This window comes from Variovorax sp. GW821-FHT06D12 (assembly GCF_059419205.1).
The window spans coordinates 43,339-61,182 of the sequence record NZ_JBWKRI010000004.1 but is presented as its reverse complement, the minus strand read 5'-3'; the positions used below and the strand labels follow the sequence as shown (position 1 = coordinate 61,182).

Genomic DNA, 17,844 nt, shown 5'->3' with positions numbered 1-17,844 from the left:
GCTGCGGGTCAGTGGCCCGGCATGGCCCGCACGCGCGCGACCTCGGCGGGCAGGTTCGCCCACGGCGCTTCCTGCGGCGCGAAGCGTGCGCGCATGTAGCCGGCGAGGTCGGCGATCTGGCGGTCGTCGAGCGCTTCGCGGAACGCGGGCATGAAGCCGATGTCGCGGTGCGCGGGCGCGCGCACGCCGTCGAGGATGGTGCGCAGCAGGTTGTCGGGCCGCGTGCTCGTGAGGCTGCTGTTGAGCGCGAGCGGCGTGTTCACGCCCAGCAGCGTGGGGCCGTCGCCGTCGTGGTGGCACGAGGCACAGGCGCTGTCGAACATGCGCTGCGCGGGGCCGAGCAGCTGGCCTTGCGTGCGCGCCGCGTTGTCGACGGCCTGTTGCGCGAGTGCCTGCGGTTGCGCAGAAGGCGCGGGGTTGAACGAGCCGAGGTAGACGGCCATCGCGCGCACGTCGGCGTCGGGCACCTGCGCGAGTTCGCGCACCACCTCGGCCATCGGGCCGCCCGCGATGCCGTGGCGCGGCGAGTGGCCGTTGCGCAGGTAGCGGTACAGCGCGTCGGTGTCCCACGGCACGGCGGCCTTCGACAGCTGCGTGAGCGCGGGCGCTTCCCAGCCATCGACCATCGCGCCCGAGAGGAACGCGCTGCCGCCCTGCTCCGCGCCGAGCGCGTTGCGCGGCGTGTGGCAGGCGCCGCAATGGCCCAGGCCGTTGACGAGGTAGGCACCGCGGTTCCACTCGGCGCTCTGCGTGGGCACGGGCGGAAGCGGTGCGGGGTCGTGGAACAGCGCATTCCAGCCGGCCATCAGTGGGCGCAGGTTGAACGGGAACTTGAGCTCGGACTTGGGCGTTTCCGCACGCACCGCCGGCATCGCCATGAAGTACGCGTAGAGCGCCTGCAGGTCGTCGTCGCTGGTCTTCGCGAAGGCGGTGTAGGGGAACGCGGGGTACAGATGGTGGCCGTCGCGCGAGACGCCTTCGCGCATCGCGCGCTGGAAGGCGCTGAAGGACCAGCGGCCCAGGCCCGTCTCGGCGTCGGGCGTGAGGTTGGTGGTGTAGAGCGTGCCGAAGGGCGTGTCCATTGCGCGGCCACCGGCGTTGGGTGCGCCGCCGGGCGCGGTGTGGCACACGGCGCAGTCGCCGAGCGCGGCGAGCACGCGGCCGCGTTCGATGGTGGACTCGCTGTAGACCGGCGCGCTGAGCGACACGGGCGCGATGGCCGCGCGCCAGCCGAGCAGGCCGGCGATGACGCCGAGGCCGCCGATGAAGAGCGCAGCGCCGGTGGCCCACAGGCCCTTGCGACGCGGCCACAGGGCGTTGCTCACGCCTGCGCTCGAGGCCGGTGGCGAAGAGGATCCGGCGGCATCGCCCTGCACCGGAGGCGGTGGCAGCGAACCCCGGTTCAATTCCGCCAGCACCGTCTCCGGCGTGAACGGCGGCGAGCGGAAGCGCACGCCGGTCGCATCGAAGATCGCATTCGCGATCGCCGCCGTCCCCGGCACCGACGACGACTCGCCCGCGCCCAGCGAGGGCTCGCCGGGACGCGGCATGTGCATGACCTCGATCACCGGCACGTCGCGGAAATTGAGGATCGGGTAGCTGCCCCACTCGCGGCTCGCGACCACGCCCGAAGGCAACACGCCCGGCAACTGCGCGCCGCCCGTTGCGGCGCCCTGCTGCGGCGCGAACTGCACCTGCTCCTTGAGCGCGCGGCTCGTGGTCTGGATCACGTTGCCGTGCACCTGGTGCTCGACCCCCGCCGGGTTGACCAGCAGCCCCGCGTCGTGCCCCACCACCACGCGGCGCACATGCACCTCGCCGGTCTTCTGGTTGACCTCGACATCGGCCACCCACGCGGCCCACGCCGCGCCGAAGCCCGGCCACTTGCTGTGGATGTAGCGCGCGTACGCGAAGCCCTGGCCGAAGAGGATGTCGCCGCCTTCGCCCAGCCCGCCGTCGGCGTTCTCCTGCGGCCCGGTGCGCATGCGCCAGCCGGCCTTCTGCGCGGTGGCCTGCACGAGCTCGACCGCGCGCGGATCGTCCAGGTGCCGCAGGCGGAACTGCACGGGGTCGACACCCGCCGCCGTGGCCAGCTCGTCGATGTACGACTCGTGCGCGAACGAACTCGGCAGCGCCGACACGCCGCGCAGCCACGAGGCGCGCACGATCGGCGCCATGTCGTTGACCTTCACGCGCAGGTTGTCGTAGCTGTACGGTGGTCGCGCGGTGCGGTCGCCCATCTCGTAGGCCTGCGCCACGGGCTCGACCGTGCGCGTGAGCAGCAGCGCCAGCGTGGGCGCACCGTTCGAGGGGTAGGAGGTTTCGAAGTCGTAGGCCGCGACGCGGCCGTCGGCCATGAGCCCGCCGTCGATCTCCATGAGCTGCGCGGCGCCCTTGGGCTCCCATGCATGCTCCTGCTCGCGCGAGAGCTGCACGCGCACCGGCGCGCCCACGGCGCGCGCGAGCAGCGCGGCATCGGCCGCCACGTCGTCGGCACCGTTGCGGCCGTAGCAGCCCGCGGCCTCCATGCGCACCACGTCGACCTGCACGTCGTCCACGCCCATGAGCTTGGCGAGATCGGCGCGCAGCACGTGCGGGTTCTGCGAGCCGGCCCAGCAGCGCAGCTGCATGCCGCTGCCGTCGGCAGGCTGCCACTCGGCCAGCGCGCACGAGGGGCCGATAGACGCATGCATCTGGTAGGGCCACACATACGTGCGCTGCATCGGCTGCGCGGCGGCGGCCATGGCGCCGTCGACATCGCCTTCGTCGACCAGCAGGCGCTGCGTCGACGGGTTGTCGCGCAGGGCCTGTGCCACGTCGCGCAGGTCGGGCATGCCGGGCCAGGGCTTCCAGGTCACGCGCAGCTCGCGCATCGCCTGCTCGGCGTGCTCCTCGCGCTCGGCGACGATGCCGACGAAGTCGCGCACCACGACCACGGCGCGGATGCCGGGGATGTGCGCGATCGACGCTTCATCGACCGCTTCGAGCGTGTTGCCGATGAACTCGCCGTGGTCCGCGCCCGCATACGGCGGGCGCACCACGCGGCCATGCAGCATGCCGGACACGCGCATGTCGTGCACGAACACGAGGTCGCCTGCGAGCTTGGCCGGGATGTCGACGCGCGCCTGGCGCGTGCCGACGAGGCGGTAGTCGGCCGGGTTCTTGGGTGTCGCGTCGAGGTCCAGGCGCAGCACGGTGCGCTGGTGCGCCACGAGGTCCGCGTAGTTGACGTGACGGTCCGGCGCCTCGGCCACGCGCACCACGCCGTTGCGCACCTGCAGCGCATCGACGGCCACGCCCAGCCGCTCGGCCGCGCGCGCGAGCAGCCACGCGCGTGCCTGCGCGGCGGCCAGCCGCAGCGGCTGCGCGTGGATCTGGATCGACGCGCTCGCGATGGTCGCGCCCTGGTTGGGCGCGCGCGCGGTGTCGCCGAGCATCATGCGCACGCAGGGCATGCCGAGGTCGAGCTCCTCGGCCACGATCTGCGCCAGTGCGGTCTGGATGCCGGTGCCCAGGTCGACGTGGCCGTTGAGCGCGGAGACGCTGCCGTCGTCCCACAGCGCGAGCAGCACCTCGTCGCCTTCGCTGGGGTGGCTGGCGATGAAGGCGGGCTGGCCCCTGGCGGGCGGCGGCGGGGGCGGCGCTTCGCGCACCACCAGCAGCACGCCATCGGCAGCGAGGAATTCCGCGCGCGTCTGCGGCAGGTCGGCGCGGCGCGTCATGCGGCGGCGTCGCCCGGCGGGGCCGCGCGAAGGCGCACGGCGGCGCGCTGCACGGCGTCGAGGATCTCGATGTGCGTGCCGCAGCGGCACAGGTTGCCCGACAGCTCGCTGCGGATGCGCGCCTCGCTCGCGTGCGGATCGCGCGCGAGCAGCGCCGCCACCTGCATGACCATGCCGTTGAGGCAGTAGCCGCACTGCGCGGCCTGCGCGTCTTCAAAAGCGGCCTGCACCGGGTGCCAGCGCCCGCGCATGCCAAGCCCTTCGAGCGTGGTGATGCTGCGCCCTGCCACGCCGTGCGCGGGAATCACGCAGGACCGCGCGGCCACGCCGTCGACGTGCACGGTGCACGCGCCGCACTGCCCGAGCCCGCAGCCGTACTTGGGCCCGTTGAGCCCCAGGTCGTTGCGCAGCAGGTGCAGCAGCGAGGCTTCGCGCGGCACGCCGGCGAGCGCGTGCGCCCGGCCGTTGACCTGCAGGTGCAGCGGCTCAGCGCCGCAACTGGCCGTCACGGGTGTACATCTCCAGGTCCACGAAGGTCGAGCCGTTGTGGTTCTTCGCGCTGTAGTCGACGGGGAAGTCGCCGAAGCGCGTGCTGCCGATGCTCTCGAGCCCGGCGATGAAGCTGTCGCGCGTGAGCGCCTTGCCCGCGCGACGCAGGCCCTCGGTCATCACGCGCGCGACGATGTAGCCCTCGAGCGCGGTGTAGCTGTCGATCTTCTGGCCGAACTCGGCGCGGTCGCGCTGGTAGTCGGCCACGATGGGCACGCGCTGCGCACCGGGCGGCGGCACGATGCTGGCCGTGACCAGCCCGGCGAGCTTGCCTTCGAGCCGCTTGGCCGAACCCGCCGCGTCGGTGATGCCGACCGACAGCGTGTACAGCGGCGCGGCCGCGCCGCTCGCGCGGTAGTCGCGGATGAAGACCTCGGTCATGCGCCCGGCCATGATCATCACGACGGCGCCGGGGCGGCCCTCGGCGAGCCCGCCGATCACCTGCTTGGCGTCTTCGGCTGCGATGGCCATGGGCAGCGTCTGCACCACCTTCACCTTGTATTCGGCGGCCAGCTGCTCGCAGGTGGCGAGGTTCGACTTGCCGAAGGCGCTGTCCTGGTAGACCACGGCGATCGACTGGATGCCCAGCGTCGAGAGGTGGCTGATGATCTTGCGCAGCTCCAGGTCGTAGCCCGCGCGCACGTGGAACAGGTAGCGGTTGGTTTTTGTGCGGAACGACGTGGTGCCCACCAACGGCGCGAACATCGGCACGCCGGCCTTCTCGGCCAGCGGCATGGCGGCCGCAAGGTTGCCCGTGGCGACGTAGCCGGTGAGCGCGAAGACCTTGTCCTCGTCGATCAGCTTGGCGGTGTTGGCGGCCGTCTTCGCGGGCTCGTAGGCGTCGTCGTAGGTGACGAGTTCGATCTTGCGGCCGTGGATGCCGCCCGACTTGTTGACGCGGTCGAAGTACAGCTGGATGCCCGCGCGGTAGTCGACGCCGAAGTCTTTTGCCGGGCCGCTGAACACGGCCGACTGGCCGATGCGGATGGCGCTGTCGGTCACGCCGTTGTCCGCGCGCACCGGCCGCAGCAGGCCGGGGCCGAGCGCCAGGGCCGCGCCGCCCGCCACCAGGGTGCGCCTTGAAATCGAAAGCTTCATGCGTCGTCTGTCTCTTTGTTGTTGTCGTCGGAGGGGTGTTGCCGCGGCGGCGCCGCGGACTTCGTCGTCGTCAGCCGGCCTGGATGTCGCCGGACTGGATGCGCTTGACGCCCTTGGCCCTCATCTGCTTCCAGGCGGCGGCCAGCGAGCCGTTGAGGTCGATGCCGCGCGTGGCGTCTTCGATCACGTAGGCCTCGAAGCCGGCCTTGCGCGCGTCCATCGCGGTCCAGGCCACGCAGAAGTCGGTGGCCAAGCCCGTGACGAACACGGTCTTGATGCCGCGCGCCTTGAGGTAGCCGGCCAGGCCGGTGGCCGTCTTGTGGTCGGCCTCCTCGAAGGCGGAGTAGCTGTCCATGTCCTTGTGGAAGCCCTTGCGGATGATGAGCTGCGCGGTCGGCACCTTGAGGTCCTTGCCGAGCGCGGCATCGTCGGTGCCTTGCACGCAGTGGTCGGGCCACAGCACCTGCGTACCGTAATTGAGCTTGGTCGTCTCGAAGGGCTTCTTGCCGCTGTAGGTGCTGGCGAACGAGGCATGGCCCGCCGTGTGCCAGTCCTGCGTGACGACGATGTTCTGGAACGCGGGCGCCAGCGCGTTGATGACCGGGATCACCTCGTTGCCGCCCTTCACCGCGAGCGTGCCGCCGTCGAGAAAACAGTTCTGCACGTCGACCACGATCAGCGCGGCCTTGCCACCGGGCTTGATCTTGCCGGCCGCGAAAGCGGAGAGGCCGAAACTGCCAAGGCTGCCGACGAGCCCCAGGGCAGCGGCGGACTTCAAGATGGTTCTGCGATGCATGGTGTGGACTCCGGTGGTTGAGGAAAGGAAACGGTCAGACGCTGAGGTAGGCCCTGCGCACTTCTTCGTTGGCCGCCAACTCGGCCATCGTGGCGTGGTAACGGATCTGCCCCTTCTCGAGCACATAGGCCCGGTCGGAGACCAGCTCGGCGAAGTGCATGTTCTGCTCCGACAGCAGGATGCTCACGCCCTGCGCCTTGAGCTCGAGGATCATGTTGGCCATCTGCTCGACGATGACCGGGGCCACGCCCTCGGAGGGCTCGTCGAGCAGCACGAGATAAGGGTTGCCCATCAGCGTGCGCGCCACTGTGAGCATCTGCTGCTCGCCGCCGCTCATGCGCCCGCCCGGGCGGTTGGGCATCTCGCCGAGGTTGGGGAACAGCTGGAACAGGCGCTCGGGCGTCCACAGCGGCGCGGCGGTGCCGTCGGCCCACTGGCGCGCGGGCTGCTTGCCGACCTCGAGGTTCTCCATCACCGTGAGGTCGGTGAACACGCGCCGGTCTTCGGGCACGAAGCCCAGGCCCAGGCGCGCCGCGTGGTGCGGCTCGCTCTTCGAAATGTCGTGGCCCAGGAAGCGCACGGCGCCGCGGCGCTTGGTGAGCATGCCGATGAGCGTCTTGAGCGTGGTCGACTTGCCCGCGCCGTTGCGGCCCATGAGCGCGACGACTTCGCCGCGCCGCACTTCGAGGTCGACGTCGTAGAGGATCTGCGCGGCGCCGTACCAGGCGCACAAGGCCTTGGCTTCCAGAAGAGGTTCGTGCGTGCTCATGCGGTGACTCCCAGCGCTGCGGCTTTCTCTGCAATCTTCTCGAAGGTCTTGCCGCTGCCGAAGTACACCTCCTGCACCTTCGGGTGGTCGCGGATCTCGAGCGGCTTGCCCTGCGCGATGAGGCGCCCGCGCGCCAGCACGATCATGCGGTCGGCGTACGCGAACACCACGTCCATGCTGTGCTCGGTGAAGAGCACGGCCATGCCGCGCTGGATGACGAGGTCCTTGGTGAGCGCCATGAGCGAGTTGCGCTCCTGGGGCGCCATGCCGGCGGTGGGCTCGTCCATGAGCAGCAGCTTGGGCGAGTTGGCCATGGCGATGGCGAGTTCGACGCGCTTCACGTCGCCGTAGGCCAGCACGCTGCAGGGCCGGTCGGCCTGCGCCTTCATGCCGACCTGGTCGAGCAGCGCCAGCGCCTCGTCGCGCTTGTGGTCGGCCGCACGGCGCCACATCGAGAACAGCTTGTGGTCGTGCGAGAGCAGCGCCATCTGCACGTTCTCGACCACGGTCAGCGAGGCGAAGGTTTCGGCGATCTGGAAGGTGCGGCCCACGCCCTTGCGCCAGATCTCGCGCGGCTTGCGGCCCACGAGTTCGTGGCCGTCGAGCGTGATCGAGCCCTGGTCGGCCTTGAGCTGGCCGTTCACCATGTTGAAGGTGGTCGACTTGCCGGCGCCGTTGGGGCCGATGAGCGCGAGCAGTTCGCCGGGCGGCAGCTCGAAGCTGATGCCGTCCACGGCCTTCACGCCGCCGAACGATTTGCCGAGGTTCGTGACTTTGAGGAGGCTCATGCCTTCACCTCCTTGAGCTTGGCGTCTGCTTCATCATGCTTCGGTGCGCGCCAGCGATCGACGAGCTGCTTGATCGACCCTGCAATGCCCTGCGGGAACAGCAGCACCAGGATCAGGATGATGGCGCCGAGCATCGCGCGCCAGTAGTCGGTGTTGCGCGCCACGGTGTCGTGCAGCCAGGTGAAGGTGACGGCGCCGACCACGGGGCCCGCCAGGGTCTGGATGCCGCCCAGCAGCACCATCACGAGGCCGTCGACCGACTTGCCGACCGACAGGCTCTCGGGCGAGATGCTGCCTTTCGAGAACGCATAGAGTGCGCCGGCCAGGCCGGCCACGGTGCCGGCGATGACGAAGGCCGCCCACTGCATGCGCTTGACGTCGATGCCGATGGCGTCGGCGCGCAGCACCGAGTCGCGGCCCGCGCGCAGCGCATAGCCGAAGGGCGAGAACAGCACGCGGCGCAGCCACCACACGCCCGCGCCCACGAGCACCAGCGTGAGCCAGTAGTACACCTGCTTGTTCGACAGCCACTCCGAGGGCCACACGCCGGTCAGGCCGTTGCTGCCGCCCGTGAAGCTGTCCCACTGGTAGGTGACGGCCCAGGTGATCTGCGCGAAGGCCAGCGTGAGCATCGCCAGGTACACGCCCGACAGGCGCACGGCGAACCAGCCGTAGACGAAGGCGCCGAGCGCGGCCACCAGCGGCGCGACCACCAGCGCCAGCTCCATCGGCAGGTGCAGCGCGCGCACCAGCAGCGCCGCGCCGTAGGCCCCGAGGCCGAAGTAGGCCGCGTGGCCGAAGGAGTGCATGCCGGCCGGCCCCATGATGAAGTGCAGGCTGGTGGCGAACAGCGCGGCGATCAGCAGGTCGATCATCAGCACCGTGGTGTAGGGCGAGCCGGCCGTCAGCAGCGGCAGCGCGGCCAGCACCAGCGCCAGCCCGGCGGCGGCCACGATGTAGGCGGTGCTGGGGCGGCGCAGCGGCTCTTCCTGCATGCCGACGTAGCGACTCGGCGCCTGCGGCCGGCCGAACAGGCCCCAGGGGCGCCACACCAGCACGATGGCCATCACGAGGAAGTCGACCATCAGCGTGAGCTTGGAGAACGACACGTCGATGCCGAAGATCTGCACCACGCCCAGCCAGATGCACACGGCCTTGATCTCGGCGATGAGCAGCGCGGCCACGTAGGCGCCGGGCAGCGAGCCCATGCCGCCGACCACCACGACGACGAAGGCGGCGCCGATGGTGTTCAGGTCCATCTCCAGCGTGGCGGGTTCGCGCGGCAATTGCAGCGCGCCGCCCAGGCCCGCGAGCAGCGCGCCGAGCGCGAACACGGCGGTGAAGAGCCAGGCCTGGTTGACGCCCAGTGCGCTGACCATCTCGCGGTCTTGCGTGGCGGCGCGCACCAGCGTGCCGAAGCGCGTGCGCGTGAGCAGCAGCCAGACGAGGCCGAGCACCAGCGGGCCGACGACGATCAGGAACAGGTCGTAGGAAGGAAACTGGCGCCCGAGGATTTCGACCGAGCCCTTCAGGCCCGGCGCGCGCGGGCCGAGCAGTTCGTCAGGCCCCCAGAGCCACAGCACCGCGTCCTTGATGACCAGCACGAGCGCGAAGGTGGCCAGCAGCTGGAACAGCTCGGGCGCCTTGTAGATGCGGCGCAGCAGCAGCACCTCGATGAGCGCGCCCAGCACGCCCACCGCGAGCGCGGCGATCAACAGCGCCGGCCAGAAGCCCACGCTCGGGCCGAGCTTCTCGACGAGCGTGTACGCGACGTAGATGCCCACCATGAAAAAAGATCCATGGGCGAAGTTGACGATGCGCGTCACGCCGAAGATCAACGAGAGGCCGGCCGCCACCAGAAACAGCGAAGACGCGCCGGCCAACCCGTTGAGCAACTGAACAACGAAGCCTGAAAAGCTCATGAGGGACCCTGAGGAAACTGGAGACACCGCGCCCCGCCGCGCTCAAGAAGCGGCGGCGGACGCGTTGCAGGAGCCGTGCGGTCAGTCCGCAGGGCGCATCTTTTTCACTTCGTCGTCCGTCGGCTGGAACTTGGCGCCATCCAGATAGACATAGTCGACCATCACGCCCTTGCCGCCGTCGTTCTTGGTCTTGCCGACGTACGCGCCCATGGTGGACTGGTTGTCCTGCGCGCGGTAGCTGATCTTGCCGAAGGGCGTGTCGACCTGCAGGCCCTTGAAGGCGGCCACGAGCTTCTCGGTGTCGGTGCTGCCGGCCTTCTTCACGCCGGCCGCGATCGAGTAGATGGCGCTGTAGCCCACCACCGAGCCCAGGCGCGGGTAGTCCTTGAACTTGGCCTGGTAGGCGTCGTTGAAGGCCTTGTGCTCGGCGGTCTTCACGCCGTACCAGGGGTAGCCGGTGACGACCCAGCCGTTGGGCGCCTCGTCCTTCAGCGGGTCGAGGTATTCGGGCTCGCCGGTCAGCACGCTCACCACCTCGCGGTCCTTGAACAGGCCGCGCGTGTTGCCTTCGCGCACGAACTTGGACAGGTCGGCGCCGAACAATACGTTGAAGATGGCGTCGGGCTTGGCGTCGGCCAGGGCCTGCACCACGCTGCCCGCATCGACCTTGCCCAGCGGCGGCGCCTGCTCGGCGACGAACTCGACGTCGGGCTGGATCGCCTTGAGCAAGGTCTTGAAGGTGGCGACCGACGACTGGCCGTACTCGTAGTTGGGGTACACGATGGCCCAGCGCTTCTTCTTGAGCTTGGCGGCCTCGGGCACCAGCATCGCGACCTGCATGTAGGTCGAGGGGCGCAGGCGGTAGGTGTACTTGTTGCCGTTGCTCCAGACGATCTTGTCGGTGAGCGGCTCGGCGGCGAGGTAGAAGAATTTTTTCTGCTTGGCGAAGTCGGTCAGCGCCAGGCCGGTGTTCGACAGGAAGGCGCCGGCCAGCACGTCGACCTTCTCGCGCGAGATGAGTTCTTCGGCCACGCGCACGGCGTCGCCGGGGTTGGCGTTGTCGTCGCGGCTGATGAGCTCCAGCTTCTTGCCGTTGACGCCGCCCTTGGCGTTGATCTCGTCGACCGCCAGTTCCATGCCCTTCTTGTAGGGCTCGAGGAAGGCGGGCTGCGCCTTGTAGCTGTTGATTTCGCCGATCTTGATCACGCCCTGCGCATGCGCGGGGACGAGGGCGGTGGCCAGCGTGACGACGGAAGCGGCGCAGAAGGCAAGGCGCAATGGATTCATCGGGAAGCTCCTAGAAGTTCGAACAGAAAACACGATGCGGGTGTCGATGCAATGACAGGTCAGCGAAGACCGTCTTCGCCCTTGATTTCACTGACCTGCAGGCCGCCGATGCGCGGCAGCGGGCGGCCGCTGTCGGTGACGGCCACGGCCACGACGATCTCGTTGGCGCGCGGCGCGTCGCTCACGCGGGCCTCGACGGCGTCGAAGTGGCTGCGCACGAAGGCGGCGTCCTTATGGCCGAGCGGCACGTCGATGGCGGTGCCCAGCGTGCCCTGCTTCTTGGCCGAAGGCACGAGCGCCGCGCCCTTCTCCACCGCCACGCGCAGCGGCGCGCCCAGCTTGGGATGCAGGATGGCGGCGGCATGCTCCAGCTCGCCGCGCTCGCCGACGATGGCGGCCTTGCCGTAGCTCTGCGCCTGGCCGGGCTCGATGCCCAGCGCCTTCACGGCCTTCTGGCCGAGCAGCGCGCCGAGCTCTTCACCGATGGCGATCAGTTCGTCGAGGTTCTCGCTGTAGCGGCCGGCGTAGGGGTTCTCGATGACGGCGATGGCAACGGCGCGGCGCGTGGGCGGCGTGACGTCCTGGCCCATTTCCTTGCGGGTTTCATCGACCTGGATGACGAGCTTGCGGATGTTGGCGGTCATGTCTGTATGTTCCTTGTCTTGTCTCTTGTCGTGTGCGGTCAGCGCAGGCCGTCCCACTTGCTGATGTCCTTGGCGAGCAGGCCGCCGACGCGCGCATGCACGCGGTAGCCGGTGCTCATCGCGAGGATGAAGACGATCTCGTCGGCCATCGGCGCGCCGGGCACGCGCACCTCGATGGCGTCGAACTGGCCGCGCACGTAGCTGGCGTTGATGTTGGTGAGCGGCACGTCGAGCGCGGCGCCGGGCGGGCCGACCTTCTTGGTCGAGGGCACGATCGACAGCGCGTTGCCGGGCTGACCGGTTTTCTCTTCGGCCTTGCCCGCGGTGTAGGCGGCGCGGCTGCCCTTCCAGCCGAGCAGCTCGCGCATCGCGTAGCCGCCGGGCACATGCCACAGCGCGCCGTGCTCCAGCTCGCCGTCGGCGCCGACGATGGCGCCCTTGCCGTAGGTGGCGATCTGCTCGAGCGGCACGTCCATGGCGGCGTGCAGCTGGTGCGCCATGTCGACGCCCACGGGGTCGAGCAGCGCCATCATCGGCAGGATGTCGGGCTCGTAGCGGCCCGCGAAAGGATTGGTCAGCACCGCGCCGATGGCACCGCGCACCAGCGGCGTTTCGGCACGCGGTCCGAACTCGTGGTGGATGTGCTCGACATGGGTGAAGACGCGACGGATTTCGATCATGAAAAAGAACCTTGCTTTTCGTTAAGCAAATACTGAACCAACTGCTTCGGGCAGCCGGGTGTCCAGCGACTTCGAGCATAAGGGCTCCACCCGCCGCCACTGCCCCTGGCAAACGAGCAGAACGGCCCACACGAGCCCCCTTTTCTGCAACGCGCGGGCGCACGCCGCGCCCGCATCGAGTGCATGGTGCACCTGCGCGGGCGCCAGCGGCGGCACGTCGACGGTGACGAGGGTGTCGCCGAGGTCGCTGTCGTCCTTGCAGGCGCTGGCGGGCAGGCGCTGGATGGCGGCGTCGGCCACGTCGACGGCGTTGGCGATCACGGTGGCGGCGGCGTCGGCCTGCGCCGCGGTGCCGGCCAACACCGTCACGCTGTCGGCGATGCCCAGCGAGAAGCTGCGCCCGCGCCAGCCGCTGGTGGCGACGCCGCGCACGGGCTGGTCGGCGTGCAGCTCGAACTGGCCGTCGGTCGTGAGCATGCCGCTGTCGCGCCAGTCGAAGCGCGCGAGGTCGGCGAACAGGCCCACGCGCGCCGTGTGGCCGGGCGCGAGGTGCAGCGCGATGTCGCCGCCGTTGTTGATCCAGGCGCGCTCGATGCCGGGCCGGTCGTAGAAGGCGATCAGTTCCTGCGCCACGCTGCCGGCCACTGCGGCCATGGGCGTGAGGAACAGCGGCGAGAAGGCATCGCAGGCGTCCCACATGCGGCGCGCGACCACGCCGCGCGGGCGCTGGCGTGCCGCCACGGACAGGCGCAGCTGCGGCAGTTCGCGCACGAGTTCGTCGAGCACATGGCCGAAGCGCGCCCAGGCCGCGTCGTGCGCGGCCGCGACGGCGTACGTGTCGCCATACGCTTCGGCCACGATGTCGATCGGGCCGTGGTTGAAATGCCAGCGGCCCGCGTCGAGCGCCGTGCGTTGGGCGGACATGATTTCAGCCCAGCATCGGGGCATGGCCGAGCGGCCAGGGATTGGCATCGTCGATGACGAGCCATTGGCGCGCCAGCGGGGCGCCGTCTTCCTGCCACGCACCGCGCGCGAGCGCCTGTTCGAGCGGGAAGATGTGTTCGACGTGGCCGCCGAGCGCCTCGTAGTCGTCGCGCCGCATGCTGAACTCGATGGGCGCGACGATGGCCGGCGTGGGCACGGTGCCGAAGCTGTTGTCGGGCATGCGCATGACGTCGGCCATCACGGTGATGCCGCCGCCGGGCCACACATAGGCCGGCGCGCCGCCGCAGGTGACGTTGACCAGCGCGCGCTTGATGGCGCGCGTGAGCAGCACCGGGTTCTCGGTGACGCCCGCGCGCAGGCTGCCGCCGGCGCCGCCGAGGAACAGCACGGTGCACAGCGAGGGCTCGCAGTTTTCGCCGATGCGATCGACGATGCGGCGCACCTCGGGCGGCATGGGCTGCTCGATGGGCTTCAGCGCCTCGTCGAGCACGTACCACTGCGCGTGCTCGCCGGTGGTGGAGGTCATGAGCAAGCGCAGGCCGGGGCGGGCCACACCCTCTTCCCAGCCTTCGATGATCGCCAGCGGGTCGGCGATGTCGGTGCCGCCCCAGCCGTTGCCGGGGTTCGCGACCTGGAAGTAGCGCCCCGGCGTCGACTTGCGCCCCAGCATCTGGATGCCCGAGGGCGTCATGTCGAGGCAGCGACCGGCCTGGTGTTCGGTGAGCACGCCGGTGATGTGGTCGTCGACCACCACCACCTCGTCGGCCACGCCGGCGAACTGGCGCGCGAAGATGCCCACGGCGGCCGAGCCGCAGCCCACGCGCATGCGCTGCTCTTCCACGCCGTTGACGATGGGCGCCTTGCCGGCCTGGATGACGAGGCTGGCGCCGCCGTCGATGGTGCATTCGACCGCCTGCTTGTTGCCCAGGAGCTGCATGAGCTCGGCCGTCATGCGGCCTTCCTTCTTGCTGCCGCCCGTGAGGTGGTGCACGCCGCCCAGCGACAGCATCTGCGAGCCGTACTCGGCCGTGGTGACGTGGCCCACGACCTCGCCCTTGTAGCGCACGTTGGCCTGCTCGGCGCCCAGGAAGCGGTCGGTGTCGATCTTCACCTTGAAGCTGCAGTAGCTGAAGATGCCTTCGGTGACGACGGTGACCATGTCGACGCCCTGGGCTTTGGAGGCCACGATGAAGGGCGCGGGCTTGTAGTCGGGGTAGGTGGTGGACGAGCCCACGCCGGTGACGAAGACCTCGTCGGCGTGCAGCAGGTCGCCGTTCCAGTCAGGCGCAGCATGGGCCTCGGCCGCTTCGGCACCGGGCCGGTCGAAGGGCACGAGCGCCGGCTGCTCGCTGGCGAGCGTGCGGCGCAGCAGCACCACCGGGTCGACGCGCACCAGCACGCCCTGGCGGTTGGCGTAGCGATCGCAGGCGCCGGTGCGGCCGTCGGAAATCTGGCACAGCACCGGGCAGGCGTTGCACTCGACCTTGGCGGTGCTCATCTTCTCGTTGCGCGGCGGCGCCTTGCCGAAGGCGGCGCCGCCGGCCTGCGCAACCAGGGGCATGTCGATGCCGGGCAGTCCGTCTGTCTTGGTGTGTTCAGTCATCGGGGCGATCTCGTGGTGTGGTGCTGTCGGAGCGGGTCTTCAGGCTCCGGAGGTTTGCAACAAACGTGCCGTGCAGGTGCTTGTGCGGCGGCTTTCGTTTGTGTAGCATCCCCTACACTTTCATGTTGCGTTCACTACATCAAAGGTCAATGTAGCAAACAGGCCCGATGCTTGCAATGGTGTTTTCTCGCGGTGTTCATCGGGGTTTTTCCGACCAACGACAATGGAGGGTTGCTAGCCGGCCGATGGCGGACGCCCCAAAGGCGTGCATTTCGGCTCAGCCACCCTTTTCTGTCTTCAACCAACACTTGAGTTCTGTATGAGTGCATTCAGCGAAGAACGCGTCCTGAGCGTCCACCACTGGACCGACCGCCTGTTCACCTTCACCACCACGCGCGACCCGGCGCTGCGCTTCTCGAACGGTCATTTCACGATGATCGGCCTGAAGGTCAACAACAAGCCCCTGCTGCGCGCCTACAGCATCGTGAGCCCGAACTACGAGGAGCATCTCGAGTTCCTGAGCATCAAGGTGGAAGACGGCCCGCTCACCTCGAAGCTGCAGCACATCCAGGTGGGCGACACCGTGATCGTGGGCCGCAAGCCCACCGGCACGCTGCTGATCGACTACACGCTGCCGGCCAAGCGCCTGTACCTGTTCGGCACGGGCACCGGCCTGGCGCCGTTCATGAGCATCATCCGCGACCCCGACACCTACGAGAAGTTCGAGCAAGTCATCCTGGTGCACGGCGTGCGCCAGGTCGACGAGCTGGCCTACCACGACCTCGTGACGGACCACCTGCCCAAGCACGAGATCCTGGGCGAGATGATCGCCAAGCAGCTGCTGTACTACCCCACGGTCACGCGCGAGGAGTTCCGCAACCAGGGCCGCGTCACCGACCTGATCGAGAGCAACAAGCTCACCGACGACCTGGGCCTGCCCCCGCTGAACGTCGAGGAAGACCGCGTGATGCTGTGCGGCAGCCCCGGCCTGCTGGTCGACCTGAAGCACATCCTGGAAAAGCGCGGCTTCAAGGAAGGCAACACCTCGACGCCGGGCGACTTCGTAGTCGAACGCGCTTTCGCCGAGAAGTAAGCAATAGAAGAGGCGCTGCGCGCACGATGGCCGACTCCCGCTCCGTCAGCAAGCCCAAGCCCCAGCGCCGCACCGGCGTGCGCGAGGCCGCGGCCCAGGCCACGCGCGACAGCATCCTCAAGGCGGCGACCAAGGTGTTCGCCAAGTACGGCTACGACGGCGGCAGCGTGGAGAAGATCTCCAAGGCCGCCAAGTCGTACGACCGGATGATCTACTACTACTTCGGCAGCAAAGAGGGCCTGTTCATCGCGGTGCTCGAAGGTATCTACCAGCGCATGGACGACGCCGAAGCCGCCATTGCGCTCGATGCCTCGCGGCCCGTGGAAGCGCTCACCGAAGTCATCCGCTTCGTGCTGGGCTACTACCGCAAGAACCCCGAGTTCGTCACCCTGCTGAACACCGAGAACCTGCACAAGGGCCGGCACATCTCGAAGTCGCTGCGGGCGCGCGAGTACTCGTCGCGGGCGGTGGCCATCATTTCGGAAATCCTTGCCAGCGGCGCGGCCCAGGGCCTGTTCCGCACCGACCTCGTGGCGCGCGACATCTACCTGCTGATCGCGTCCACCGGCTATTTCTACACCTCGAACCGGCACACGCTCACGGCCTTCCTCGGCGAGCCGCTGGAGTCGCCGGACGCCGTCGCGCACTGGGAAGATTTCGTGATCGAGACCCTGCTGCGCACCGTGCGCGCGGACGACATCCAGGAACAAGACAACAACTCCCCACCCCACGACGAGGACACCACGAAATGGCAGAAATCGCAGCCGGCGCAAAGTCGGGCAAGGTCGTCATAAAGAACATCGGGCTGCTGCTCTCGGGCGACATCGACAAGCCCATCCTCGACGCCGACACCCTGGTGGTGAACGACGGCCTGATCGTGGCGGTCGGCAAGGAGAAAGACTGCGACCTCGAAGGCGCCGTCACCGTCATCGACGCGAAGAAGACCTGCGTCGCACCCGGCCTCATCGACAGCCACGTGCACCCGGTGTTCGGCGACTGGACGCCGCGCCAGGGCCAGATCGGCTGGATCGACTCCACCATGCACGGCGGCGTGACCACCATGATCTCGGCCGGCGAGGTGCACCTGCCCGGCCGCCCGAAGGACATCGTCGGCCTGAAGGCGTTGGCCATCACCGCGCAGCGCGCCTTCGACAACTTCCGCCCCGGCGGCGTGAAGGTGCTCGCCGGTGCGCCGGTCATCGAAAAGGGCATGGTCGAGAGCGACTTCAAGGAACTCGCCGAGGCCGGCGTGGGCCTGCTGGGCGAAGTGGGCCTGGGCTCGGTGAAGGCCGGCTACGAGGCGAAAGAGATGGTGGCCTGGGCGCGCAAGTACGGCATCCAGAGCACGATCCACACGGGCGGCCCGTCGATCCCCGGCTCGGGCCTGATCGACAAGGACGTGGTGCTCGAGGCCGACGCCGACATCATCGGCCACATCAACGGCGGCCACACCTCGCTGCCCGAGGCGCATGTGTGCGAGCTGTGCGAGAAGAGCACGCGCGCCATCGAGATCGTGCACAACGGCAACGAGAAGGTCGCCATCGCGGCGGCCAAGGCCGCGCTCGAGCTGAAGTGCCCGCACCGCGTGATCCTGGGCACCGACGGGCCCGCGGGCTCGGGCGTGCAGCCGCTGGGCATCCTGCGCATGGTGGCGATGCTGTCGTCCATCGCGAACATCCCGGCCGAGCTGGTGTTCTGCTTCGCGACCGGCAACACGGCGAAGATCCGCAAGCTCAACTGCGGCCTGATCGAAGTGGGCCGCGCGGCCGACTTCGTGTTCATGGACCGTGCCCAGCATTCACCCGCGCCGGGCCTGCTCGAAAGCGTGCAGCTGGGCGACATCCCGGGCGTGGGCATGGTGATGATCGACGGCCTCGTGCGCTGCGGCCGCAGCCGCAACACGCCGCCGGCCACCGAGATCCCGGTGGTGGTGTCGGGCGGGCACTGA

At 69.1% G+C, this 17,844-nt stretch carries 15 protein-coding genes; 3 read left to right on the top strand and 12 right to left on the bottom strand.

Going from position 1 to position 17,844, the window contains the following annotated elements; all coding sequences use genetic code 11:
• Window positions 1–8 precede the first annotated feature (8 nt).
• The 12 genes from AC07SQ_RS13985 to AC07SQ_RS13930 form a co-directional block, all read right to left on the bottom strand.
• Window positions 9–3,722, bottom strand: coding sequence for a molybdopterin cofactor-binding domain-containing protein (locus AC07SQ_RS13985; RefSeq protein ID WP_495273191.1), 3,714 nt, complete (start codon window positions 3,720–3,722; stop codon window positions 9–11).
• Window positions 3,719–4,231, bottom strand: coding sequence for a (2Fe-2S)-binding protein (locus tag AC07SQ_RS13980; RefSeq protein WP_495273190.1), 513 nt, complete (start codon window positions 4,229–4,231; stop codon window positions 3,719–3,721). Before AC07SQ_RS13980 ends, AC07SQ_RS13985 begins: the two co-directional genes overlap by 4 nt.
• Window positions 4,209–5,369: an ABC transporter substrate-binding protein gene (locus AC07SQ_RS13975; protein ID WP_495273189.1), complete on the bottom strand. Its 1,161-nt coding sequence runs from the start codon at window positions 5,367–5,369 to the stop codon at window positions 4,209–4,211. Before AC07SQ_RS13975 ends, AC07SQ_RS13980 begins: the two co-directional genes overlap by 23 nt.
• 70 nt (window positions 5,370–5,439) lie before the next feature.
• Window positions 5,440–6,165, bottom strand: coding sequence for a bifunctional nicotinamidase/pyrazinamidase (pncA, locus tag AC07SQ_RS13970; RefSeq protein WP_495273188.1), 726 nt, complete (start codon window positions 6,163–6,165; stop codon window positions 5,440–5,442).
• A 34-nt stretch (window positions 6,166–6,199) separates the two neighbouring features.
• A complete protein-coding gene (locus tag AC07SQ_RS13965) occupies window positions 6,200–6,934 on the bottom strand; it encodes an ABC transporter ATP-binding protein (RefSeq protein WP_139703387.1) in 735 nt (244 codons plus the stop codon).
• Window positions 6,931–7,722 carry an ABC transporter ATP-binding protein gene (locus tag AC07SQ_RS13960; protein WP_095949850.1) on the bottom strand — a complete coding sequence of 264 codons (792 nt, stop codon included), beginning with the start codon at window positions 7,720–7,722 and terminating at the stop codon, window positions 6,931–6,933. Before AC07SQ_RS13960 ends, AC07SQ_RS13965 begins: the two co-directional genes overlap by 4 nt.
• The gene (locus AC07SQ_RS13955; protein WP_070063549.1) at window positions 7,719–9,644 is read right to left on the bottom strand and encodes an ABC transporter permease; all 1,926 of its coding nucleotides are present in this window, start codon (window positions 9,642–9,644) and stop codon (window positions 7,719–7,721) included. Before AC07SQ_RS13955 ends, AC07SQ_RS13960 begins: the two co-directional genes overlap by 4 nt.
• Window positions 9,645–9,725: 81 nt before the next feature.
• Window positions 9,726–10,931: an ABC transporter substrate-binding protein gene (locus AC07SQ_RS13950; protein ID WP_062473975.1), complete on the bottom strand. Its 1,206-nt coding sequence runs from the start codon at window positions 10,929–10,931 to the stop codon at window positions 9,726–9,728.
• Window positions 10,932–10,990: 59 nt separating this feature from the next.
• Window positions 10,991–11,575: an amino acid synthesis family protein gene (locus tag AC07SQ_RS13945; RefSeq protein WP_130426486.1), complete on the bottom strand. Its 585-nt coding sequence runs from the start codon at window positions 11,573–11,575 to the stop codon at window positions 10,991–10,993.
• 38 nt (window positions 11,576–11,613) lie between these two features.
• A complete protein-coding gene (locus AC07SQ_RS13940; protein WP_095743158.1) occupies window positions 11,614–12,255 on the bottom strand; it encodes an amino acid synthesis family protein in 642 nt (213 codons plus the stop codon).
• A gap of 21 nt (window positions 12,256–12,276) precedes the next feature.
• Window positions 12,277–13,179 (bottom strand): UPF0280 family protein, encoded by a 903-nt coding sequence (locus tag AC07SQ_RS13935; protein WP_495273187.1) that lies wholly within the window; start codon window positions 13,177–13,179, stop codon window positions 12,277–12,279.
• A 4-nt stretch (window positions 13,180–13,183) separates the two neighbouring features.
• Complete coding sequence (locus AC07SQ_RS13930) at window positions 13,184–14,803, bottom strand: 6-hydroxynicotinate reductase (RefSeq protein WP_495273186.1); 1,620 nt, start codon at window positions 14,801–14,803, stop codon at window positions 13,184–13,186.
• Window positions 14,804–15,122: 319 nt separating this feature from the next.
• Here AC07SQ_RS13930 and AC07SQ_RS13925 point away from each other — a divergent pair, with 319 nt between their 5' ends.
• Genes AC07SQ_RS13925 through AC07SQ_RS13915 form a run of 3 tightly spaced genes read left to right on the top strand, consistent with a single transcriptional unit; the run spans window position 15,123 to window position 17,844 of the window.
• The gene (locus AC07SQ_RS13925; RefSeq protein WP_062473986.1) at window positions 15,123–15,896 is read left to right on the top strand and encodes a ferredoxin--NADP reductase; all 774 of its coding nucleotides are present in this window, start codon (window positions 15,123–15,125) and stop codon (window positions 15,894–15,896) included.
• A 26-nt stretch (window positions 15,897–15,922) separates the two neighbouring features.
• Window positions 15,923–16,690: a TetR/AcrR family transcriptional regulator gene (locus tag AC07SQ_RS13920; RefSeq protein WP_495273185.1), complete on the top strand. Its 768-nt coding sequence runs from the start codon at window positions 15,923–15,925 to the stop codon at window positions 16,688–16,690.
• Window positions 16,645–17,844 carry an amidohydrolase family protein gene (locus AC07SQ_RS13915; RefSeq protein WP_487848888.1) on the top strand — a complete coding sequence of 400 codons (1,200 nt, stop codon included), beginning with the start codon at window positions 16,645–16,647 and terminating at the stop codon, window positions 17,842–17,844. The genes AC07SQ_RS13920 and AC07SQ_RS13915 overlap by 46 nt, the downstream gene beginning before the upstream one ends.